The following is a 23302-nucleotide window of genomic DNA, read 5'->3' on the forward strand; positions in this document are numbered from 1 at the left end:
GCGGGGTTATCCGGCGGCGTTTTCCTTGGCAACGGACACGGCCTTGAGCACGGCCCAGACCTGCTTGCCGGGTTCCAGCCCCAGTGCCTGAACCGACCGGCGGGTGACCCGAGACAGGATCAGGTTGCGCCCGGCACATAGTTGCACCAGCGCGCCGGGGCCGGCCCCCATCCGGATTTCCCTGATCTCGGCGGGCAGGATATTCAGCGCCGAAATCCCTTCGGGGCGCTGCGTGGCCAACATCACATCCTGCGATTCCACGTGGACCCGCAGCGTTACGCCAATGTCGCGTGGCACGCGGGGCAACAGCAGGCGGACGCCCTTGGCATCCAGTTCCGACAGTCCGTCGGCATGGTGCGCGACCACCGTTGCTTCCAGCATCGCCCCGGTGGCGCGCGCGCCCAGCGGTGTCACGGCGGGATCGGACAGGACCTCTGCCGCCTGGCCGATGCGGATGACGCGGCCAGCGTCGAGCGCGACCACCGTGGTGGCCAGGCGGGCCACCTCTGCCGGGGAATGGCTGACATAAAGGATCGGCACCCCGGCTTCGTCCCGAAGCCGTTCGAAATAGGGCAGGATGTCGGCCTTGCGCGCCTCGTCCAGCGCCGCCAGCGGCTCGTCCGCAAGGATCAGTTCGGGCCCCGCCAGCAGCGCGCGGCCAAGTGCAACACGGGAGTTTTCGCCACCCGACAGGGTCGCGGGGCGGCGGGTCAGGAGGTGGGTCAGGCCCAGCATTTCGGCCACCGGTTCCAGCGGTGCCCTGATCTGACCCCGCGGGGCGAACCACTGACCGAAGCGCAGGTTCTGCGCCACGGTCAGGTGCGGGAAAAGCCGTGAATCCTGAAAGACATAGCCCAGTCGCCGCTTGTGCACCGGCACGTTGATGCCCCGGGCGCTGTCGAACAGCACGCGATCACCGATCGCAATGCGCCCGCTGTCGGGGCGCATCAGCCCGGCGACGGCGTTGATCAGCGTGCTTTTCCCCGAGCCGGAGCGGCCAAACAGCACCGTCAGCCCGTCGGGGGCGGTGATGTCGGCATCCAGCGTGAAATCGTCGAACGCCTGTGTGATCCGCAGCGACAGCGTCATTGGCCCGCAACCCGTTTCTGTACCCGCCGCGCCAGAAGTTCCGACACCAGCAGCGCCGAGAGCGCGACACCGACCGACACCAGCACCAGCCGCAGCGCGGCGCCTTCGCCGCCCGGAACCTGAAGGAAGGCATAGATGGCCGAGGGCAGGGTGCGGGTCTGTCCGGGGATGTTCGACACGAAAGTGATCGTCGCGCCGAATTCGCCCATCGCCTTGGCAAAGGCCAGGATTGCCCCCGCGATGATCCCCGGCAGGGTCAGGGGCAGGGTGATCGTCAGAAAGACCCAGAACCGTGGCGCGCCCAGCGTGGCGGCCGCCTGTTCCAGTTTCGGGTCCACCGCCTCGATCGACAGGCGAATGGCGCGCACCAGCAGGGGAAAGGCCATGATCCCGGCGGCCAGTGCCGCGCCGGTCCAGCGAAAGGCAAAGACCACGCCGACCTGTTCCAGGGCCCGGCCCAGCGGGGCCAGCGGCGAAAACGTCATCAGCAGCAGGTAGCCGGTGACGACCGGCGGCAGGATCAGCGGCAGGTGCACGATGCCGTTCAGCAGCGCATGCCCCGGAAACCGCCAGCGTGCCAGCGCATAGGCCACGAAGATCCCCGGCGGCAGCGCGCAAAGCGTCGCCCAGAACGCCACGCGCAGCGACAGGGCCACCGCCTGCCATTCCTCGGGGCCGAGCCAGCCGGTCATTCGACCAGAACGGTAAAGCCCTGCGCCTTGAACGCGGCGCGGGCGGGGGCTGAGGTCAGGTAGGACAGGAAATCGCCCTTGGCCGGGTTCTTGCTGCGCGACAGGGTGGCAGCGGGATAGGTGATCGGCGGATGGCTGTCCGCCGGGAAGGTGGCGACGATGGTCACACGCGGGTCGGCACTGGCATCGGTGGCATAAACGATGCCATAGGGCGCGGCCCCCAGCGCCACCAGTGCAAGCGCCGCGCGCACGTTGTCGGCCTGTGCCACGTGCGGCTCCAGCGTCTGCCAGTGTCCCAGCGTTTCCAGCGCGGCCTTGCCATAGATGCCGGCGGGGACCGCGTCGACCAGCGCCATGGCCAGCTTGCCGCCGTTTAGCCGCACGCTCAGGTCGCCCGACGCAAGGTCGACCGGGGGGGCGTCGGGGTCATGGGCGATCAGCACAAGGCGGTTGGCCAGCAGGTCGATCCGGCTGTCCGCGTCGATCAGCCCATCCGCCTGCAACCTGTCCATCCAGCCCGCGTTGGCCGAGATGAAGACATCCGCCGGGGCACCTTGCTGGATCTGCCGTGCCAGCGCCGACGACCCGGCCAGCGATACGTTCGCGGTGTTGCCGGTTTCGGCATGATACCGCGCGGCGATATCGTCCAGCGCGGTCTTCAGGCTGGCGGCGGCAAAGACGGTCACGTCGGATGCCTGCGCGGCGAAAGGCGCGGCAAGCAGCACCAGAAGCGCGAGGGGGCGGAGGATCATGCGGCGGACCTTCTTGATATGTACGGCGAAACATATCGCGTGAGCACGCCACGATTGCAATCGTTATTCCCCATTGGACATATCGTTTTCGATGCAGGGTGCCAGCATCCCGTGCAGGGCGTCGATTTCCGCCGCGCCGGCCTCGGCCGCGGTGTCTTCGATCTTTCGGTAAAGCGTCAGAACCGTTTGCCCGGTCCCGGTCAACTGCGCGCCACCGCCCTTGGCACCGCCGCGGGCGCTGTCGACCAGCGGGGCGGCAAAGGCGTGGTTCATGTCCTCGACCAGCAGCCAGGCGCGTTTGTAGCTCATGCCCATGGCGCGGCCGGCGGCAGCGATAGAGCCGGTCCGGGCGATCTGCTCCAGCAGGTCGGCCTTGCCGGGGCCCAGCATAACAGGGCCGAAATGCAGGCGCAGACGCAGGCGCGTGTCGGGGGGAAGGTCAGTCATGGCGCGACTATGCGCGCGCCGGATGGGCACGCGCAAGCGGTCGGCACGAAAATGGCCGCCGGACCCCTTGGGAAAGCCCGGCGGCCACAGCCCGGAGGCGGGTCAGCCCTTGGCCGACGGCGCCTCTCTGCTGCCAAGGGTGACGGCTTGCGTCATCTCTTTGCCGCCGCGCAGGAACGTCAGAGTGACCGTTGTGCCCGGTGCATCGCCAGCGATGGCGCGGGTCAGGTCGCGCGGGTTGCCGACCTTGGTCGTATCGACCGACAGAACGATATCGCCCTTTTTCAGCCCGACTTTTTCAGCGGGCGTATCTGGCTGGACGCCGGCGATCATCACGCCGCTGGGGGCGTCCATGCCCAGGGCGGCGGCGACCTCGTCACTGACCGGCTGGATCTGTACGCCCAGCCAGCCGCGTTCGATCGTGCCGTCGTCGGTCAGGTCGGCGACCACGGTTTTCACCATGTCAGACGGCACCGCGAAGCCAAGGCCCACCGAGCCACCATTGGGCGAGATGATCGCGGTGTTCATGCCGATCACCTGCCCGTGTTCATTGAACAGCGGCCCACCCGAATTGCCCTTGTTGATGGCGGCGTCGGTCTGGATGAAGTTGTCGAATGGCCCGGAATTCAGGTCGCGCCCGATGGCGGACACGATGCCGGTGGTCACGCTTTGGCCGACGCCTAGCGGGTTGCCGACGGCCACCACGTTTTCCCCCACTTGCAGCGCGTCGCTGTCGCCAAAGCCCACCGTCGTCAGGTTGTCTGCGTCGATCTTGAGCACTGCGACATCGGTGGCCGGGTCGGCGCCGATCACCTTGGCATCGAAGCTGCGACCGTCGGTCAGGGTGACGGAAACGGTTTCCGCACCGTCGACAACATGCGCATTGGTGACGATCTCACCGTCGGTCGAGATGATAAAGCCGGTCCCGGCACCCTTGATCATGCCGCCGGGACCGTCGCCCTGCATGTCCGGGAAAGGCATGCCGAACCGGCGCTGGAAGTCCTGGAAGGGGAAGCCCTGGGGCATGTTGCCCATGCTGACGTTGCCGCCCTGGACCTGCTTTGTGACTTCGATCATCACCACAGCGGGCGAAACCTGTTTGACCAGATCGACGTAGCCACCGGTGACCGGGGCGGCGGCCATGGCGCCCCCTGCGCCGTGACCGATCGCGGTGATGCCGCCGATCCCCAGCGCCGTGGCAACCGCCAGGGCCGAGACAAAGCGGGCCGGTGTGCGTTTCAGGGTATCCATGTCGGGTGCTCCTTTATCTGTCGAATGGATCGGCCGGGACTGTCTGCCCGGGATCGTTCGAAGGTGGCGGCCTTGAATTGCAGGAAAACCGCTGAAAGATTGCAAATACGTAATCTGGCTCACATCGGGGTGAGGTGCGCTTGATCCCGCGCGTCAGCTGCGGTTGATCTTTGGGGCATCCCGCCCTCATATCAAAAGGGCACCTGGCAGGAACCCAAGGCCCATGTCATTGAAACTGCTTGTCGTCGAGGACGACCCCACCACCGCCGATTTCATCACCCGCGGCTTCAACGAGGAAGGCGCAGCGGTGGATCGCCTGGACAACGGGCGCGATGCGCTGGCGCAGGCGATGGCGGGCGGCTACGACGTGATGGTGATCGACCGAATGCTGCCCGATCTTGACGGGCTGTCACTGCTCAAGGCGCTGCGGGCGGCCAATGTTGCCACGCCCGCGCTTTTCTTGACCTCGCTTGGCGGGGTCGAGGACCGGATCGAAGGGTTGCGCGCGGGCGGCGACGACTATCTTGTGAAACCGTTCTCGTTTGGCGAACTGTCCGCGCGGGTGCAGGCGCTGGGACGCAGGCCGCCGTTGCAGCAGGCCGAAACGGTGCTGCGGGCGGGCGATCTGGAAATGGACCTTCTGGCGCGCACGGTGACACGGGCGGGCCAACGGATCGACCTGTTGCCGCGCGAATTTTCCCTGCTTGAACACCTGTTGCGCCGCAAGGGTCGGGTGCAGACCCGCACGATGTTGCTGGAATCGGTTTGGGGGATCCATTTCGATCCGCAAACGAACGTGGTCGAAACCCATATCAGCCGATTGCGCGCGAAGGTGGACAAGCCCTTTGACAAGGACCTGATCACCACGGTGCGGGGTGCCGGTTACCGGATCGGGGACTGAGATGCGGTTGTCGCGCCTGTTGCGGTCAACGCCCATCCGTCAGGCCGGTCTGCTGATTGCCGTGGTCGCGGTGGTCACGCTGGCGACGCTGGGCGGCGCCTTTCTGAAGATGCGCAGCGACTTGCAGGCGGGATTGCGCGCCGACCTGACGCGGGAACTGGCGGGTTTCGACGTGTCGGCCACGCCGGGGGCGCTGGCCACGTTGGTCGATGCGCGGGCGCGGGCCACCGATCCGGCACGCACGATCTTTGCCTTTGTCGGCGATGACGGGCGGTTCGCCGGAAACGCGCGGGTGCGGATCACCGACACCGAGGTCACGCTGAGTGAAGCCTCGCCCCGCCAGCCGCTGTCACAGGCGGGCTATATGCACGAAATGCGGCGGTTGTCGGGGGGCGTGCTGATCGTGGCGCAAAGCCTTCAGCCGGTGCGGCAGTTGGCGGAAACGTTTCTTGGGCTGGTGGTGTTCAGCCTGGTGCCGACGGTCCTGATTTCCCTGGGGCTGGCCGCGCTGGTCGCGGGCCGCGCCGCGCGGCGGGTCGAGGCGCTGGAGGCCACGCTGAACCGCATTGCGGGCGGCGATCTGGCCGCCCGGGTCGAGGTTGCGCGGGAAGAGGATGACCTGACCCGCATCGGGCGCGGGCTGAACCGGATGGCCGAGAAACAGCAGGCCGCGACCGAGGCGCTGCGGCAGGTGTCGTCAGACATCGCGCATGACCTGCGCACCCCGTTGCAACGCATTGCCGTCTTGCTAGAGGATTTGCAGACCCACTTGCCCGACGACAGTCGCGCGGCCGAATTGGCCAGCCGCGCCTCGGACGAGGCGGCGCGCGCGGTGTCGGTCTTCCGGTCGCTGTTGCAGATCGCGCAGATCGAAGGCGGCAGCCAGGCGCAGCACTTCAAACCCTTCGACCTTTCCCAGACCGCGCGCGCGATCGCCGAGCTTTACCAGCCGATGGCCGAAGATCGCGGGGACCGGTTCGTTCTGGAGGTCCCGGAGCGACCGGTGACGGTGACGGGGGACGCCAACCTTGTCGGGCAGGCGCTGTCCAACCTGATCGAAAACGCGCTGCGCCATGCTCCGGCGGGCGGCACGCTGACGGTGGTGGTGCGGGCGCGCGGCGCGGGTGGTGTCCTGGTCGTGTCCGACACTGGCCCGGGCATTCCGGGTGCGGAACGGGACAAGGTGCTGCGGCGGCTTTACCGGCTGGAACAAAGCCGCACGACCCCGGGTCACGGGCTGGGCCTGTCGCTGGTGGCCGCCGTGGCGGCGCTTCATGACGCGGACCTGACCTTGTCCGACAACGCGCCCGGCCTGCGAGTCAGCCTGCGGTTCCCGGGCTAGGCGTCAGGCCTGTGGCAACTGCAAACCCTCGATATCCGGCAAATGGTCGCCCGCGTTGTTCTTGAGCCAGGTCAGAACCGAAACGGCGGTCTGGGTCAGTTCTACCCCGGCGGGATAGACCACGAACCAGTGCCGGATGATCGGCAGTCCCGGAATCGCCACCGCCACGAGGCGGCCGGCTTTCAATTCGTCATAGACCGTGTGGCCGGACAGGATGGCGACCCCCAGCCCGGCGATCACCGCCTGCTTGATGGTTTCGTTCGAATCCATCTCGATTCTCGCAAAGTCCTGCCCGCGGCCAAGCTCATCAAGGAACCTCATGGTCAGGATCCGGGTGCCCGATCCGCTCTCGCGCATGATGAAGGTCTGCGACAGAATGTCTTTGACCTCTCTCGGGCCGTCGATCAGGGGGTGATCCGGGGGCGCCACCATGAGGTGGGGATGCTCTCCGATGACGTTGGCGTGCACCTCTGGCAGACGCGGCGGGCGGCCCATGATCGCCAGATGTAGTTCCCCGGCTGTTAGCGCTGCCAAGATCTCGGAACGATTGCCAATTTTCAGGATCACCTCGACATCCGGAAGCGCGCTGCGCAGCAGCGCAACCAGGCGCGGAGCGAAGTACTTTCCGGTGCTGACGACCCCCAGAACAACGATCCCGGACAGGCCTTTTCCAAGGGAATCAATCTCATGTACCGCGTTTTCCAGTGCCGCGCGCAACTTGTGCTGCGCCCGCAAAAGAACCTCTCCCTCTGGGCTGGGCGTAAAGCCTTCGGCACCATCGCGCCGCAACAGGCGGCAGCCAAAGCTGGTCTCAAGTTGCTTGATCTGGTTGTGAACCGCGGGCGGGGTCAAGGACAGGTTCGACGCGGCCACAGAGATCGATCCGGTTTCGGAAACGACCTGAAGGGCGCGCAACTGTTTGAGGGTGACTGTGTCTAGTCTTTTCAAGATTTTCTAATCCCGCTTCGAAACTTTTAAATTTCCTTACAATTCACTTTTCCCGATATCAAGGCTGACGAAACCCAAGGAGAGGAGGCCTTGAGCGTGGACCACTTAAGCGACATGCCGGCTGGCCGTTGCCCGGAAGACCTTACACCCGCCATCGACGCCATGTGCAAGGTGGCCAAGGACGTTGCGCGACTGATCGCGCTTGGCGGTATCGAGTCCAAGCTGGCGGAAGCGGTTGGCGACAACTTCGGCGGCGATCAGCAAAAGGCCCTGGACGTGATTGCCGATGACGCCTTTGCCGAAGCGCTGCAGGGCACCGGTGTCCGCTGGTACGCCTCGGAAGAGCAGGATGTGGTTGTCGAAATCGACACCGACGGCACCCTGGGCCTGGCGATCGACCCGCTGGACGGTTCGTCCAACATCGACTGCAACGTCTCGATCGGCACGATCTGGGGCATCTCGCCCGCCGCCGAGAGCGGCGAGGAAACCTTTCTGGTCGCGGGCAAGAACCTGCGCGCAGCCGGCTATTTCATCTACGGCCCGCAAACCGCCCTGGTGGTGACCTTCGGCGATGGGGTGATGGAATTCATCCTTGATCCGCGCGATGGTCTGTTCAAGCTGGTCAACGAGCGGATGATGATCCGCGAGGACTCGGTCGAATTCGCCATCAACGCCTCGAACTACCGTCACTGGCCAAAACCGGTGCGCGCCTATGTCGACGATTGCATCGCCGGCACCGAAGGCCCGCGCGAACGCAATTTCAACATGCGCTGGGTCGCGTCGCTGGTGGCCGAAACCCACCGCATCATCAGCCGTGGCGGCATTTTCCTGTATCCGGGCGACGACCGGAAAGGGTACGAACAGGGCCGTCTTCGCATGATCTATGAATGCGCGCCGATCGCAATGCTGGTGGAGCAGGCCGGCGGCCGCGCCACCAACGGGCTGGATCGCATCCTTGACCGGTCGGTTACGGAACTGCACGCACGCACGCCGTTTGTCTTCGGCACCGCCGACAAAGTGGACCGCGTCGCAGCCTATCATGACCTGCCCGAGCAGGAAGTCTCTGCGCTTTTCGGCAGCCGCGGCCTGTTCCGCGTCTGACAGCGATAAAAAACGACCAGCGGCACTGACCGTTTTCCCAAAGGAATACCCATGTCACGCAAGCATCCGATCATTTCCGTCACCGGTTCCTCTGGCGCAGGCACCACCACGGTGAAATCCACCTTCGACCAGATCTTCCGCCGCGAAGGGTTCAACGCGGTTTCGATCGAAGGCGACGCCTTCCACCGCTTTGACCGCGCCGCGATGAAGGCAGAGCTTCAGCGCCGCTATGAAGAAGGCGACCAGACGTTCAGCCACTTCTCGTACGACGCCAACGAACTGGCCAAGCTGGAAGAAGTGTTCCGCACCTACGGCGAAACCGGCAAGGGCGAAACCCGCCACTATATCCATGACGACAACGAAGCCGAGCGTTACGGCGCCGCCCCCGGCACGTTCACCGAGTGGTCGTCCTTCGAGGACGGGTCTGACCTGCTGTTCTACGAAGGCCTGCACGGCGCGGTTGTGAACGAAGAGGTCAACCTGGCCAAATACGCCGATCTGAAAATCGGCGTGGTGCCGGTCATCAACCTGGAGTGGATCCAGAAGATCCACCGCGACAAGGCGCAGCGTGGCTATACCACCGAGGCGGTGACCGACACGATCCTACGCCGCATGCACGCCTATGTGCACTGCATCTGCCCGCAGTTCATCGAAACCGACGTGAACTTCCAGCGCGTGCCGGTGGTCGATACCTCGGATCCGTTCTGCGCCCGCTGGATCCCCACCGCCGACGAAAGCCTTGTCGTGATCCGGTTCAAGAACCCGCGCGGCATCGACTTCCCGTATCTGACCTCGATGATCCACGACAGCTGGATGAGCCGTGCGAACTCGATCGTCATCCCGGGCGGCAAGATGGACCTGGCGATGCAGCTGATCTTTACGCCGATGGTTCACCGTCTGGTCCACGAATCCAAGCGCGCCTGAGGAGGAGACGCCATGAACACCCACAGCACGCCAGTCGCGTCGGAACAACTGATGGCCAATGCCATTCGCGTTCTGGCCATGGACGCGGTTCAGGCCGCCAATTCGGGCCACCCCGGTGCGCCCATGGGCATGGCCGATGTCGCCACCGTCCTGTTCAACCGGTTCATGAACATCGACCCCAGCGCCGACAAATGGGCCGACCGCGACCGCTTTGTCATGAGCGCGGGCCACGGATCGATGCTGGTCTATGCCATAAACCACCTGCTGGGCTATGACGACATGGACATGGACCAGTTGCGCAACTTCCGCCAGATGGGCGCGCGCACCGCGGGTCATCCGGAATATGGTCACGCCAAGGGCATCGAAACCACCACCGGCCCGCTGGGGCAGGGGATTTCGACCGCAGTTGGCATGGCGCTGGCCGAACGCATGCTGAACGCCCGGTATGGCGACGACCTGGTCGATCACTATACATATGTGATCGCGGGCGACGGCTGCCTGATGGAAGGCATCAGCCACGAAGCCATCGACATGGCCGGCCACATGAAGCTGGGCCGCCTGATTGTGCTGTGGGATGACAACGGCATTACCATCGACGGTGGCACCGACATGTCGACCTCGACCGACCAGCAGGCGCGCTTTGCCGCCAGCGGCTGGCACGTGCAGGGCGTCGATGGCCACGACCCCGACGCCGTCGCCAAGGCGATCGAGGCCGCCCGCGCCGATGACCGTCCTTCGATGATCGCCTGCAAGACCATCATCGGTTTCGGCGCGCCCAACAAGCAGGGCAGCCATTCGGTTCACGGCGCGCCGCTGGGTGACGCGGAAATCGCCGCTGCCCGCGAAGGCATGGGCTGGGACCTGCCGCCGTTCGAAATGCCGCAAGAGGTCTATGACGGTTGGCACGCGATTGCTGCCCGCGGTCGCGCGGCCCGCGAAGCCTGGGTTGCGCGCCTGGCCAAGAGCGACAAGAAAGACGCGTTCCGCGCCGATTTCGCGCCGGTGGATGCCGCCGCGCTGGACGCCTCGATCAACGCATTCAAGCACCAGATCAGCGAAAGCGCCCCCAAGGTTGCCACCCGCAAGTCCAGCGAAATGGCGCTGGAGGTGGTCAATGGCTGCCTGCCCAACACCGTGGGCGGGTCTGCCGACCTGACCGGCTCGAACAACACCAAGACCTCGGGCATGACCCCGGTCAAGTCGGCGGACTACAGCGGCAACTACATGCACTATGGCATCCGGGAACACGGCATGGCCGCGGCGATGAACGGGATCGCGCTGCACGGTGGGCTGAAGCCCTATGGCGGCACCTTCCTGGCCTTTGCCGACTACATGCGCGGCTCGATGCGCCTGTCGGCGCTGATGGGGGTGCCGGTGGCCTATGTGCTGACCCACGACTCGATCGGGTTGGGCGAAGACGGGCCGACCCACCAGCCGGTGGAAACCGTCGCCAGCCTGCGCGCCATGCCGAACATGCTGGTGTTCCGCCCCGCCGATACCGTGGAAACCGCCGAGGCCTGGCAGATCGCGATGACCGAGGAAACCACGCCCTCCGCGTTGTGCCTGTCGCGGCAGAACCTGCCGACCGTGCGCACCACGCACAGCGACGCGAACTTGACCGCCAAGGGCGCCTACGTCCTGCGCGACACCGATGGTGCCCGCGACGTGACCCTGATCGCCACCGGCTCTGAGGTCGAGATCGCCATCGCAGCCGCCGAAGCGCTGGCCAGCGACGGGATCAAGGCGGCGGTGGTCTCGGCCCCGTGTTTCGAGCTTTTCGCCAAGCAGGACGCGGCCTATCACGCCGAGGTTCTGGGCGATGCGCCCCGGATCGGGATCGAAGCCGCCATCCGCCAGGGCTGGGACCTGCTGCTGCGCCCCGAAGACGGGTTTGTCGGCATGACCGGTTTCGGGGCATCGGCCCCGGCGCCCGAGCTTTACCGCCATTTTGGCATCACCCCCGAGGCCACCGCCGACCTGGCGCGCAGCCTTTGCAAGTGAGGACATAATCCATGACGATCAAGATTGGTATCAATGGTATGGGCCGGATTGGCCGCTGTACCTTCAACCACATTGCAGAAAGCGGCCGGAACGACATTCAGGTCGTCAAGATGAACGCCACCGGGCCGATTGAAACCAACGCCCACCTGCTGCGGTATGACTCGGTTCATGGCCGGTTCCGCGGCGATATCCGGGTGGACGGCAACACCATGGACGTGGGCAACGGTCCGATCGAGGTGATGTCGACCTACAACCCCGAAGAACTGGACTGGTCGGGCTGCGACGTGGTGCTGGAATGCTCGGGTGTGTTCAACTCGAAGGAGCAGACCCAGATTCACGTCAAGAACGGCGCCAAGTCGGTGCTGATCTCGGCCCCGGCCAAGGGCGTGGACAAGACCATGGTCTTTGGTGTGAACCACCGCGATCTGACCAAGGACCAGATTTTCGTGTCGAACGGCTCTTGCACCACAAACTGCCTGGCGCCTATGGCCAAGGTCCTGAACGACACAATCGGCATCGAGCAGGGCATCATGACCACCGTGCACAGCTACACCGGCGATCAGCCGACGCTGGACCGTCGCCACAAGGACCTGTACCGCGCCCGCGCTGCGGCGATGTCGCTGATCCCGACCTCGACCGGGGCCGCCGCCGCGATTGGCGAAGTGCTGCCAGAGTTGAAGGGCAAGCTGGACGGCTCTGCGATCCGGGTGCCGACGCCGAATGTCTCTGCCGTCGACCTGACCTTTGTCGCCAGCAAGGACGTGACCGTCGCCGACATCAACGAGATCATGGCCGAGGCCGCCGCCGGCTCCATGCATGGCGTGATGAGCTATGAGACCGAGCCCAAAGTGTCGGTCGACTACAACCACGACAGCCACAGCTGCAACTTTGCCAGTGACCAGACCAAGATCATGGGCACGCGGCTGGTGCGCGTGATGGCGTGGTACGACAACGAATGGGGCTTCAGCTGCCGCATGGCAGACAACGCCGTGCACATGGGCCGCGTGATCGGCTGAGACCGGAACAGACAGGAGAGAACGACAAATGGCACTCATCACCCTGCGCCAGCTGCTGGATCACGCCGCCGAGTACGGCTATGGCGTTCCGGCCTTCAATATCAACAACATGGAACAGGGCCTTGCAATCATGCAGGCGGCGCAGAAATGTGACAGCCCGGTCATCATGCAGGCCAGCCGCGGCGCCCGGTCCTATGCCGGCGACATCATGCTGAGCCACATGATCCAGGCCCTGTCGGAAATGTATCCCGACATTCCGATCTGTATGCACCAGGACCATGGCAACAACGAACAGACCTGCCTGTCGGCGATCAAGCACGGCTTCACCTCGGTGATGATGGACGGCTCGCTCAAGGCTGACATGAAGACCCCCGCCGACTGGGACTACAACGTCGACATCACCCGCCGCGTGGCCGAGATGGCGCATTGGGTCGGTGCGTCTGTCGAAGGCGAACTGGGTGTTCTGGGTTCTCTGGAAACCGGCGAGGCAGCGCAGGAAGATGGTTCGGGTGCCGAAGGCAAGCTCAGCCATGACCAGTTGCTGACCGACCCGGACGAGGCGGCCGAGTTCGTCAAGATGACCAAGGTCGACGCGCTGGCGATTGCCTGCGGCACGTCGCACGGGGCGTACAAGTTCAGTTCCAAACCGACCGGCGAAACGCTCGCGATTTCGCGGATCGAGGAAATCCACGCCCGTATCCCGGACGTGCACCTTGTCATGCACGGTTCGTCGTCGGTGCCGCAATACCTGCAGGACCTGATCAACGATTTCGGCGGCGAGATGCCCCAGACCTACGGCGTGCCGGTCGAGGAAATCGAGCGCGGCATCAAGTCGGGTGTGCGCAAGGTCAACATCGACACCGACAACCGGATGGCCATCACCGGCCAGTTCCGCAAGGTTGCGATGGAGAAAAAGACCGAATTCGACCCGCGCAAGTTCACCATCCCCGCCATGCAGGAAATGGAAAAGCTGTGCCTGGATCGTTTCGAACGGTTCGGCACCGCCGGCAACGCGTCCAAGATCAAGGTCATCGACCAGGACGAAATGGCCAAGCGCTATGCCTCGGGCGCACTTGACCCGCAGGTGGCGCCGAAAGCCGCAGCCGAGTAACGGCTTGCCAAGAGCGGCATGGCGGGGCTACCCCCGCCGTGCCAGCAACATTGCCCAAGGAGGAGTGGCAAGATGTCCTTTGACCGTTCGATCAAGATCGCCCCGTCGATCCTGTCCGCCGATTTTGCCAATTTCGGTGCCGAGATCCGCGCCATCGAGGCGCAGGGCGCCGACTGGGTCCATGTCGACGTGATGGACGGCCATTTCGTGCCGAACCTCACTTTCGGCCCGCCCGCCGTCAAGGCGTTCCGCCCGCACGTCAAGACCTTCATGGACGTGCACCTGATGATCGCCCCGGTGGACCCTTATATCGAGGCCTATGCCGAGGCCGGTGCCGACATGATCGTCGCCCACTGGGAAGCCGGCCCGCACCCGCACCGCACGCTTCAGGCGATCAAGGCGCAGGGCGTCAAATGCGGCATCAGCCTGAACCCGGGCACCCCCGCATCGGTCATTTCCGAGCTGCTGGACCTCGTCGACATGGTTCTGGTGATGAGCGTCAACCCCGGTTTCGGCGGTCAGAAGTTCATCCCCACCAGTATCGAAAAGGTGCGCCAGGTGCGTGAAATGATCGGCGACCGTGAAATCCACATCCAGGTGGATGGCGGTGTCGATCCGACCACCGTTGGCCCGCTGGTTGCTGCCGGGGCCGATTGCTTCGTTGCGGGCTCTGCCGTGTTCAAGGGCGGGTCTGTCGACAACCCCGATGTCTATGGCGCCAACATCCGCGCGATCCGCGACGCCGCGGAAGGCGCGCTGAAGGCGGCCTGAGGCATGGCGGTTACCCCCCCTGTCTGTGACTTCGGCTGGGCGGCGGCGGATTTCGCGCTGCCCGGCACCGACGGCAAGACCTGGACCCTTGCCGACGTGAAGGGTGAAAAGGGCACGCTGGTGATGTTCATCTGCAACCACTGCCCCTATGTGCTGGCCGTGATGGACCGCATCCTGCGCGATGCGCGCGACCTGCAGGCCATGGGCATCGGCGTGGTCGCGATCAGCGCCAATGACGCCGAAAGCTATCCCGCGGACAGCTTTGACAACATGAAAGTCTTCGCCCAAGATCGCGGCTTTACCTTCCCCTATCTCTATGACGAAAGCCAGGACGTCGCCCGCGCCTATGACGCGGCCTGTACGCCGGATTTCTTCGGCTTCGACGCCGGGCTTGGTCTGCAATACCGCGGCCGCCTGGATGCCAGCCGCAAAGAAGCCGGCCCGCCCGACCTGCGCCGCGACCTGTTCGAGGCGATGAAGCAGGTTGCCGAAACCGGTCAGGGGCCCGCGGATCAGATCCCCTCCATGGGGTGTTCAATCAAATGGAAGGCGGCATAACCATGGCCCGTATCGTATTCGACCTAGACGGCACGCTGATCGACAGCGCGCCGGACATTCACGGCATCGCCAATGCCCTGCTGGCCGAAGAGGGGATCGACCCGATCACGCTGGCCCAGGCGCGCGATTTCATCGGCAACGGCGCGGCGGTGTTCGTCAAGAAAATGCGCCTGGCCTGCGGCATTCCCGACAGCGAGCAGGACCGGCTGCACGAGGCCTTCGTCGGGCGCTATGACGATGCGGTCAACCTGACCGTGCCGTACCCCCATGTCGAAGCCGCGCTGAAGGCGCTGAAGGCCGAGGGGCATATCCTTGGCATTTGCACCAACAAGCCGATCCGCCCGACCCACGCGGTACTGAAGCACCTGAAGCTCGATGGCTATTTCGACACGTTCTGGGGCGGCGACAGCCTGCCCACGCACAAGCCCGACCCGGCGCCGCTGTTCGCCGCGTTCGAGGCGCTGGGCGATGGCCCGATGCTTTATGTCGGGGACAGCGACGTGGACGCGGGCACCGCTGTGAACGCCAAGGTGCCGTTCCTGCTGTTTACCGAAGGCTACCGCAAGCAGCCGGTCGCCGAGATGCCGCATGACGTGGCGTTTTCCGACTTTGCCGACCTTCCGGGGATCGTGGCGCAGATGCTGGTGGATGCCGCATGACGATCGAGGCGCTGATCTTCGACGTGGACGGCACGCTTTCGGAAACCGAAGAGGCGCATCGCGCCGCGTTCAACCAGACCTTCGACGCCCATGACATGGGCTGGCACTGGACACGCGCGGATTACACCCGGCTGCTGAAGACCACCGGCGGCAAGGAACGGATGCGCGCCCATCGCGATGCCGAGGGGCTGGACGGCCCCGACGACGACACGATCGCGGCGCTGCACAAGGAAAAGACCGCGCGCTATGCCGCGCTGGTCGAAAGCGGCGGGCTGGGGCTGCGCCCCGGCGTGGCCGACCTGATCTTCCGGGCGCGCGCGGCCGGTCTGCGCGTGGCCGTGGCCACCACCACCAACCGCCCGAACGTCGAGGCGCTGTGCCGGTCCTGCTGGGGCAAAGAGGCGGAAGAGGTGTTCGAGGTCATCGCCGCCGGCGACGAGGTCGCCGCCAAGAAACCCGCGCCCGACGTGTTCCAGCTTGCGCTGGACCGGCTGGGCATCACCGCCGACAAGGCGCTGGCGTTCGAGGACAGCCGCAACGGTGTGCTGTCCGCCACGGGGGCGGGGATCGCCACCATCGTCACCCCGTCGGCCTATACCGAAACGGATGATTTCAGCGGCGCCGTGGCGATCATCGCGGACCTGACGGAACCGCACTGGCCCGAGGTTCTGGCCGACGCGATGGGGCAGGGTGCCAACGCCTGAGCCTTTCGTCGATGCTGAAAGCGCCCGGCCCCGCGTGCCGGGCGCTTTTGCGTTTGCCGCCTAAGACCAAAGTGGAATTTCCGTGCCCGCGTGGCTTGCCTAGTCTGACCCGAGGCGCGGTGCCTGTCCGGCCCCGCCGCAAGGGAGGACATACCATGCTCAAGCACATCCTGTGCGCCGCGGCCCTGTGGCTGGGCGCGACCACGCTGGCCCAGGCGGATATGCCGGTGCTGCGCGCCGCCATGCTGGAAACCGGCACGGTGAACTGGGAACTGGACACGATCAAGCACAACGGGTTCGACGCCGCGAACGGGTTCGATTTGCAGGTGCAAGGCATGGCGGGCAACCCCGCGACCCGCATCGCGTTCCAGGCGGGCGAGGCCGATCTTATGGTGGCCGACTGGATCTGGGTGGCGCGGCAGCGCGCGGCCGGCAAGGATTACGTCTTCGTGCCCTATTCCAAGGCGGTGGGGGCGCTGCTGGTTGCCGCGGACGACCCGGCACGGACACTGGCCGACATGGCAGGCCGCAAGATCGGCATCGCGGGCGGGCCCGTCGACAAAAGCTGGCTGATCCTGCGCGCCTATGCCCGGCAGGCGTATGGCATGGACCTTGCGGCGGAAACCGAACAGGTCTTCGGCGCGCCGCCGCTGATTTTCAAGGCGGGCCTGTCGGGTGACATCGACGGGGCGATCAATTTCTGGCACTTCGCCGCAAAGATGGAGGCCAAGGGCATGCGCCCGCTGATCACCGTGTCCGACGCGGCCATGGCGCTGGGGCTGGACCCGGAGGTGCCGCTGCTGGGCTATGTCTTTCACGGGGCGATGGTGGCCGAACACCCCGAGCTTGTCGCGGGGTTTGTCGCCGCCTCGCGCGCAGCCAAGGATGCGCTGGCCACCGATCCCGCCGCGTGGGACCGTTTGCGCCCGATGATGCGGGCCGCATCAGATGCCGATTTCGCGGCGCTGAAAGCCGGGTTTCTGGCCGGGATCCCGGCCCCCGGTCCGATCGACACCGACGCCGCCGCGAAGATGCTGCACCTGATGGCCGAACTGGGGGGCGAAAAGCTGGTCGGCGCGGCGGACAGTCTGCCCGAGGGCGTCTTTGTCCAGCCGCTGAACTGACATGTGGGTCGGTCGCGCAGCCTCTTTGCTGATCATGCTGGGTGCCTGGGCGCTGGCGGCGCATTGGGTGGCCGACCCGCAGACCCTGCCCACGCCGTTGACCGTGGGCGGGATCATCGTGACCGAAGCGCGCAACGGGGATTTGGCCCACCACATGATCGCCACGCTGGGCCGCGTTACCGCGGCCTTTCTGCTGGCCATGTCTGCGGGGCTGGCCGCCGGGCTGGCGCTGGGGCGCAGGCCGGGGCTGAATGCCTGGGTCGACAACCTGCTGGTGGTGATGCTGAACCTGCCCGCGCTGGTGGTGATCGTGCTGTGCTATGTCTGGATCGGGCTGAACGAGGTCGCGGCGATCACCGCGGTCGCGCTGAACAAGATCCCGATGGTGACATTGATGATCCGCGAAGGCGCGCGGGCGGTGGATGCCCAACTGTCGGCGATGGTACGGGTCTACCGTCCGTCTGCGGTGATCGTGCTGCGCGACGTGATGCTGCCGCAGATGGCCCCGCAGATCGCCGCCGCCGGCCGGTCCGGGCTGGCGCTGATCTGGAAGATCGTGCTGGTGGTGGAATTCCTGGGCCGCCCGGACGGGGTCGGCTTTCAGATCCACCTCGGGTTTCAACTGTTCGACGTGGGACTGGTGCTGGCCTATGCGCTCTGCTTCGTGGTGGTGATGCTGTGTGTCGAAGGCGCGATCCTGCGCCCGTGGGAAGCCCGCGCCAACCGCTGGAGGCTGGCGTGATCCGGGTCTCGCTGAACCGCAAGGGGCAAGGCGCTGTGCCGGTGCTGGGTCCGATGGAACTGTTGGTGCCACCGGGTGAAACCGCAGCGATCCTGGGGCCGTCGGGGGTGGGCAAGTCCACGCTTCTGCGGATCGTGGCGGGATTGGACAGCGCGTTTGACGGCACGCGGCAGGTGCCCGGGCGTCTGGGCGTGGTGTTCCAGGAACCCGCGCTGTTGAAATGGCGCAGCGTGGTCAAGAACCTGACGCTGATGACGGGTGTGTCTCGGGCCGGTGCCCTTGACCTGCTGGCAGAGGTCGGGCTGTCAGGCAAAGCGCATCTGTTCCCCGGCCAGCTGTCGCTTGGTCAGCAACGCCGCCTGTCCATCGCCCGCGCGCTGGCGGCAGAGCCGCAGGTGCTGCTGCTTGATGAACCCTTCGCGTCGCTTGACCCCGCGCTGGTCGCGGACATGGCGATGCTGATCCGCCGCGCGGTGCGGGGCCGTGGCGCGACCTGCCTGCTTGTCACGCACAGCCTGAACGAGGCGCAGATGCTGGCCGACAAGTCGTACCGGCTGATCGGCCAACCGGCCCGGCTGGTGCCGTTGGAAAGCCGGTTAGAGCCTTTGCGGCGTGCGGTTTCCGGCGACTGATCCGGACCGCTTGAAAGGGGGCGGTCGGGCCTTGTGCTTTGGTCGCATCCGGTGAGATCGGAAAGCCGGGCGGCTGCTGATGCGATAGATTGAAAGCGGCGCACAACCGACTGAAAAAGATATATTTATGTGATGAAATATACTTGGGAATTGTCCCGGCTTCCCCCGGTGTGGGCCCCCCGTGCGATCCAGGGAAAAGCCGCTACGACCATGGTCCAATTTGCCCCTTCATCCGTCGCTCATAAGGTCCAAACCATCGCCGGAGACCGGGTGCGCAGAGCCGCTGCTCATCCCCTCCGGGACGCTGAATTCAACATCACTGTTCCATGGGAGGACTGACATGAACGTACAATCCGCACGCCAGATGAGCGCCGCTCTCGATACCACGCACCTTGGGGTCGCGTTCCCGTTCAAGGCGCGTTACGGCAACTTCATCAACGGCCAGTTCGTCGAGCCGAAGTCGGGCCAGTATTTCGAAAACACCACGCCGATCACCGGCGAAGTGATCTGCGAATGCGCCCGGTCGAACGCCGATGACATCGACGCAGCCCTGGACGCGGCACATGCGGCGTTCCCGGCCTGGGGCAAGACCTCGACCACGGAACGGTCGAACATGCTGCTGAAGATCGCGGACATCATGGAGGCCAACATCAACCTGCTGGCGGCGGCGGAAACGCTGGACAATGGCAAGCCGATCCGGGAATCCATCGCCGCCGACGTGGCGCTGGGGATCGACCACTGGCGGTATTTCGCGGGCTGCATCCGCGCCGAAGAAGGGCATATCTCGGAAATCGACGCGACCACCTATGCCTATCACATCCCCGAGCCGCTGGGCGTCGTCGGCCAGATCATCCCGTGGAACTTTCCGCTGCTGATGGCGATCTGGAAACTGGCCCCGGCGCTGGCAGCGGGCAATTGCGTGGTGCTGAAGCCTGCGGAACAGACCCCGGCGTCGATCATGGTGCTGATGGAACTGATCGCTGACGTTCTGCCTGCGGGCGTGCTGAACGTGGTCAACGGTTTCGGCCTTGAGGCAGGCAAGCCGCTGGCCAGCTCCAACCGGATCGCCAAGATCGCCTTCACCGGCGAAACCACCACCGGCCGGCTGATCATGCAATATGCCAGCCAGAACCTGATCCCGGTGACGCTGGAACTGGGGGGCAAGTCGCCCAACATCTTCTTTGCCGACGTGATGGATGCCGACGACACCTATTTCGACAAATGCCTGGAAGGCTTTGCCATGTTTGCGCTGAACCAGGGCGAGGTCTGCACCTGCCCGAGCCGCGCGTTGATCCAGGAATCGATCTATGACGATTTCATCGCCCGCGCCATCGAACGGGTGAAGGCGATCAAGCAAGGCAACCCGCTTGAAATGGGTACGATGATCGGCGCCCAGGCCTCGACCGAGCAAAAGGAAAAGATCAGTTCCTATCTGCAACTGGGCAAGGACGAAGGGGCCGAGGTGCTGTGCGGCGGCGACGTCGCCACGCTGGCGGGTCTTGAGGGCGGCAACTACATCACTCCGACCGTGTTCAAGGGCGACAACAAGATGCGGATTTTCCAGGAAGAGATCTTTGGCCCGGTGCTGTCGGTCACGACCTTCAAGGACGACGCCGAGGCGCTGGAAATCGCCAATGACACGCTGTACGGCCTTGGTGCCGGCGTCTGGACCCGCAATGGCAACCGCGCCTTCCAGTTCGGCCGCGAAATCCAGGCCGGCCGGGTCTGGACCAACTGCTACCACGCCTATCCGGCGCATGCGGCCTTTGGCGGATACAAGCAGTCGGGCATCGGCCGCGAGACCCACAAGATGATGCTGGATCACTACCGCCAGACCAAGAACCTGCTGGTCAGCTACAGCCCCAATGCGCTCGGGTTCTTCTGAAACCACCTCCCTGGGTCAGTTCTGACCTTCCTGGCCGGTCCCGCCCCCGTGGTGGGGCCGGTGTATGTTTTTGCAGACCATGGAAAGGAGCCTACGATGCCACAGGCAAAAGTGTCAGAGATGACGGTGACCGCAACCCCCGCCGCGCTGGACCTGCTGGACCAGATCAAGGCGCGCCACGGGGCGGACTTGCTGTTTCACCAATCGGGGGGCTGCTGCGACGGGTCGGCACCGATGTGTTTCGCGCAAGGCGACTACATCGTCGGGGACTATGACGTGATGGTCGGGCGGATCGGCGGCGTTCCGTTCTACATGAACGGCGAACAGTACGAAAAGTGGAAGCATACCGACCTTGTGATCGATGCGATCCGGGGGATCGGCGGGATGTTCTCGCTCGACAACGGGACGGACTGGCGCTTTCTGACCCGGTCGGATGTCTGCATCCGATAGGGGGGTCAGGCCACGGCCTGCGTCAGGAACCGGCGCAGGTCGGCCAGGTTCAGCGGCTTGTGCAGCAGCGCGGCGCCGATCCGGTCGCAGGTCTGTTGCAGGTCGGGCGCGCGGTTGGCGGTGATCACGCAGGACGGCAGCGGGCCATAGCGGTCCTTGAGCCGCTGGATCGCATCGGTGCCGAACGTCCCGTGATCCAGCTGGTAATCGGCCAGGATCGCATCTGGGGCGATGTCGATTTCATCCAACAGCGTTTCTGCCTCTTCCAGCCCGGCACAGGGCAGGGCGTCGATGCCCCAGCCTTCCAGCGTCAGGGTGATGGCATTGCGCAGGTTGTCGTCGTTTTCGATCAGCAGGACGATGCGGTTGTGCAGGCTGCCGATGCCGGTGGCTGATCCGCTGTCGTCGGGTTTTGGCAGCCCGTCGGGGGCGGCAAGTGGCAGTTCGACGGAAAACACCGTGCCCTTGCCGACCTCTGAGCGCAGTCGCAGCGGGTGGCCCAGCAGCCGGCAGGCGCGTTCGACGATGGCAAGGCCCAGCCCCAGGTCTTCGGCGCTGCTGGCGGCGTCGAGCCGGTGGAATTCGTCAAAGACGCGGTCCTGCTGGTTGTCTGGGATGCCGGGGCCGGTATCCCAGATCTCGACCCGCAGGGTGCGGGCGGTGCGACGTGCCCCGACAAGGACCTTGCCGGTCTGGGTATAGCGGATCGCGTTCGACAGCAGGTTTTGCAGGATGCGGCGCAGATAGGTGGCATCGCTTTGGGCAAAGGCCCGCGTCGGCACCATGCGGAACCGCAGGCCTTTGCGTTCGGCCATGGGCTGCAATTCGTCCCTGAGCTGGTCAAGCATCACCCCAAGAGAAACCGCGCCGACGTTCAGTTCGGTCCGCCCGGAGTCCAGTTTCGAAATGTCCAGAAGCGCACCAAGGATGTTTTCCACGCTGGCCAGCGCGCTGCTGGCTTTCGACAGCCGTTCGGCCAGCTCTGGCGAATGCACATCGTTTTCCAGCGAGGCGACATATAGCTTGGCTGCCGACAGTGGTTGCAGCAGGTCATGGCTGGCCGCTGCGACGAAGCGCGATTTCGACGCGTTGGCGCGTTCGGCCACCCGCAGCGCATCCTGCAATTCCAGCGTGCGTTCCGCGACCCGCCGTTCCAGCGTTTCGTTCACTTCGTTCACCGCGCGGATCGCGTCGCGTTCCGACGTGATGTCGGTAAAGCTCATCACGAAGCCTTCGTTCGGCATTTGTTGGGCAAAGACGGCCAGGGTCCGGCTGCCGATGCCGATTTCGAACGACAGCGGCACACGCCGGGTGGAATGGGCGACCCAGTCCTCGATGCTGCGTTCGTCGGCATGGTCGATGAAACGCAGTTCCGACCGGATGCGGTCATAGAGCGTGCCGAAGAACGCGCCCAGGTGAAACCGGTTGATCGGGATCGACAGCAATTCCCCCGCGCGCCGGTTCCAGCCCAGAAGGCGTCCTTGCCGGTCGAAGATGCAGACCCCCTGGTTCAGGTGTTCCAGCGTGGCGCGGATCAGCTTGTCCTGGTCGTCCAGCAGGCGCTCGCGTTCCTGCCGCTCCAGCCGCATGATGTCGGTCACGTCGGTTTGCAGCACCACGGTGCCGCCGTCCGGCGTGCGGTGTTCACTGACTTGCAACCAGCGGCTGCCGGCCATGCGGGCATTGAACACAACGTGGTTGTCGCGGTGCCGCAGCATCCGCTGTGCGGCCCAGTTTTCCGGCGTTTCGCCATCGGGCAGGGACAGGTAAGGGCTGCGCGACACCAGCCGGACGTAATCGGCAAAGGCCAGCCCGGGGCGGAACAGGTGATAGATGTCGCGCATGTGCTTGCCGAAGCGGCTGTTGCACATGACCAGCCGTTCCTCGGCATCGAACAGCGCGAACCCTTCCTGCACGGTTTCGATCGCGTTGGCGAGGTTGGCGCGCGCCTCTTCTGCCTCGGCATTGGCGCTGGCCAGCTTCGCGTTCGAAACGTTCAGCAATTCCAGCGTGCGTTCCAGTTCGCGGGTGCGGTCGCGCACGACCTCTTCCAGCATCGCGGCGCGCTGGAACTGGGCATAGGCGGCCCCGGAATCGTCGGTGCTTTGCTCGACGCGGCGCATCAGCGCCTCGGTGATCTTGCGCAGCTTTTCGTTTTGGCGCTCAAGCGAATCCGCGTCGTTGATAAGGCTTGTCAGCATG

23 protein-coding genes are annotated in these 23302 nt (G+C 64.9%); 16 read left to right on the plus strand and 7 right to left on the minus strand.

What is annotated here, in order from left to right; all coding sequences use genetic code 11:
- Positions 1-6 precede the first annotated feature (6 nt).
- The 5 genes from modC to VK792_RS10470 all read right to left on the minus strand — a co-directional run bounded on the left by modC (position 7) and on the right by VK792_RS10470 (position 4231).
- Complete coding sequence (gene modC, locus VK792_RS10450; protein WP_326297428.1) at positions 7-1089, minus strand: molybdenum ABC transporter ATP-binding protein; 1083 nt, start codon at positions 1087-1089, stop codon at positions 7-9.
- The gene (gene modB / locus VK792_RS10455; protein WP_326297429.1) at positions 1086-1781 is read right to left on the minus strand and encodes a molybdate ABC transporter permease subunit; all 696 of its coding nucleotides are present in this window, start codon (positions 1779-1781) and stop codon (positions 1086-1088) included. The genes modC and modB overlap by 4 nt, the downstream gene beginning before the upstream one ends.
- The gene (modA, locus tag VK792_RS10460) at positions 1778-2533 is read right to left on the minus strand and encodes a molybdate ABC transporter substrate-binding protein (protein WP_326297430.1); all 756 of its coding nucleotides are present in this window, start codon (positions 2531-2533) and stop codon (positions 1778-1780) included. The genes modB and modA overlap by 4 nt, the downstream gene beginning before the upstream one ends.
- Positions 2534-2596: 63 nt before the next feature.
- Entirely contained in the window at positions 2597-2980 is a 384-nt protein-coding gene (locus VK792_RS10465; protein ID WP_326297431.1) for a winged helix-turn-helix domain-containing protein, read from the minus strand.
- 102 nt (positions 2981-3082) lie between these two features.
- Entirely contained in the window at positions 3083-4231 is a 1149-nt protein-coding gene (locus VK792_RS10470; protein ID WP_326297432.1) for a trypsin-like peptidase domain-containing protein, read from the minus strand.
- A gap of 229 nt (positions 4232-4460) precedes the next feature.
- On the opposite strand from VK792_RS10470, the gene VK792_RS10475 reads away from it, so the two are divergent.
- Entirely contained in the window at positions 4461-5132 is a 672-nt protein-coding gene (locus tag VK792_RS10475; RefSeq protein WP_326297494.1) for a response regulator transcription factor, read from the plus strand.
- A gap of 1 nt (position 5133) precedes the next feature.
- Positions 5134-6474 carry a sensor histidine kinase gene (locus VK792_RS10480; RefSeq protein ID WP_326297433.1) on the plus strand — a complete coding sequence of 447 codons (1341 nt, stop codon included), beginning with the start codon at positions 5134-5136 and terminating at the stop codon, positions 6472-6474.
- A 3-nt stretch (positions 6475-6477) separates the two neighbouring features.
- On the opposite strand, the gene VK792_RS10485 is transcribed toward VK792_RS10480, so the two are convergent.
- Positions 6478-7422, minus strand: coding sequence for a LysR family transcriptional regulator (locus VK792_RS10485; protein WP_326297434.1), 945 nt, complete (start codon positions 7420-7422; stop codon positions 6478-6480).
- Between the two features lie 114 nt (positions 7423-7536).
- Between VK792_RS10485 and VK792_RS10490 the strand changes: the two genes are divergently transcribed.
- The 14 genes from VK792_RS10490 to VK792_RS10555 all read left to right on the plus strand — a co-directional run bounded on the left by VK792_RS10490 (position 7537) and on the right by VK792_RS10555 (position 21100).
- Entirely contained in the window at positions 7537-8523 is a 987-nt protein-coding gene (locus VK792_RS10490) for a class 1 fructose-bisphosphatase (protein WP_326297495.1), read from the plus strand.
- A 51-nt stretch (positions 8524-8574) separates the two neighbouring features.
- A complete protein-coding gene (locus VK792_RS10495; RefSeq protein WP_326297435.1) occupies positions 8575-9447 on the plus strand; it encodes a phosphoribulokinase in 873 nt (290 codons plus the stop codon).
- A 12-nt stretch (positions 9448-9459) separates the two neighbouring features.
- Complete coding sequence (gene tkt / locus VK792_RS10500) at positions 9460-11448, plus strand: transketolase (protein WP_326297436.1); 1989 nt, start codon at positions 9460-9462, stop codon at positions 11446-11448.
- Positions 11449-11459: 11 nt separating this feature from the next.
- Entirely contained in the window at positions 11460-12464 is a 1005-nt protein-coding gene (gene gap, locus VK792_RS10505; protein WP_326297437.1) for a type I glyceraldehyde-3-phosphate dehydrogenase, read from the plus strand.
- Positions 12465-12492: 28 nt separating this feature from the next.
- A complete protein-coding gene (gene fba / locus VK792_RS10510) occupies positions 12493-13575 on the plus strand; it encodes a class II fructose-bisphosphate aldolase (RefSeq protein ID WP_326297438.1) in 1083 nt (360 codons plus the stop codon).
- 72 nt (positions 13576-13647) lie between these two features.
- The gene (rpe, locus tag VK792_RS10515; RefSeq protein WP_326297439.1) at positions 13648-14346 is read left to right on the plus strand and encodes a ribulose-phosphate 3-epimerase; all 699 of its coding nucleotides are present in this window, start codon (positions 13648-13650) and stop codon (positions 14344-14346) included.
- Between the two features lie 3 nt (positions 14347-14349).
- Positions 14350-14904, plus strand: coding sequence for a thioredoxin family protein (locus tag VK792_RS10520; RefSeq protein WP_326297440.1), 555 nt, complete (start codon positions 14350-14352; stop codon positions 14902-14904).
- A gap of 2 nt (positions 14905-14906) precedes the next feature.
- The gene (gene gph, locus VK792_RS10525; RefSeq protein ID WP_326297441.1) at positions 14907-15563 is read left to right on the plus strand and encodes a phosphoglycolate phosphatase; all 657 of its coding nucleotides are present in this window, start codon (positions 14907-14909) and stop codon (positions 15561-15563) included.
- The gene (locus VK792_RS10530; protein WP_326297442.1) at positions 15560-16267 is read left to right on the plus strand and encodes an HAD-IA family hydrolase; all 708 of its coding nucleotides are present in this window, start codon (positions 15560-15562) and stop codon (positions 16265-16267) included. Before gph ends, VK792_RS10530 begins: the two co-directional genes overlap by 4 nt.
- A gap of 155 nt (positions 16268-16422) precedes the next feature.
- On the plus strand, positions 16423-17391 hold the full coding sequence (locus tag VK792_RS10535; RefSeq protein ID WP_326297443.1) for an ABC transporter substrate-binding protein: 969 nt from the start codon (positions 16423-16425) through the stop codon (positions 17389-17391).
- A 1-nt stretch (position 17392) separates the two neighbouring features.
- The gene (locus tag VK792_RS10540; protein ID WP_326297444.1) at positions 17393-18133 is read left to right on the plus strand and encodes an ABC transporter permease; all 741 of its coding nucleotides are present in this window, start codon (positions 17393-17395) and stop codon (positions 18131-18133) included.
- Positions 18130-18765: an ABC transporter ATP-binding protein gene (locus VK792_RS10545; protein WP_326297445.1), complete on the plus strand. Its 636-nt coding sequence runs from the start codon at positions 18130-18132 to the stop codon at positions 18763-18765. The genes VK792_RS10540 and VK792_RS10545 overlap by 4 nt, the downstream gene beginning before the upstream one ends.
- Positions 18766-19129: 364 nt before the next feature.
- Positions 19130-20650, plus strand: coding sequence for an aldehyde dehydrogenase (gene adh, locus VK792_RS10550; RefSeq protein ID WP_435404842.1), 1521 nt, complete (start codon positions 19130-19132; stop codon positions 20648-20650).
- Between the two features lie 96 nt (positions 20651-20746).
- Positions 20747-21100, plus strand: a complete 354-nt coding sequence (locus VK792_RS10555) for a DUF779 domain-containing protein (protein ID WP_326297447.1) — start codon at positions 20747-20749, stop codon at positions 21098-21100.
- Positions 21101-21105: 5 nt separating this feature from the next.
- On the opposite strand, the gene VK792_RS10560 is transcribed toward VK792_RS10555, so the two are convergent.
- Complete coding sequence (locus VK792_RS10560) at positions 21106-23301, minus strand: hybrid sensor histidine kinase/response regulator (protein ID WP_326297448.1); 2196 nt, start codon at positions 23299-23301, stop codon at positions 21106-21108.
- Position 23302 lies beyond the last annotated feature (1 nt).

The organism is Mesobacterium hydrothermale (genome assembly GCF_035818635.1).
In the GTDB taxonomy this organism is placed as follows: domain Bacteria; phylum Pseudomonadota; class Alphaproteobacteria; order Rhodobacterales; family Rhodobacteraceae; genus Mesobacterium_A; species Mesobacterium_A hydrothermale.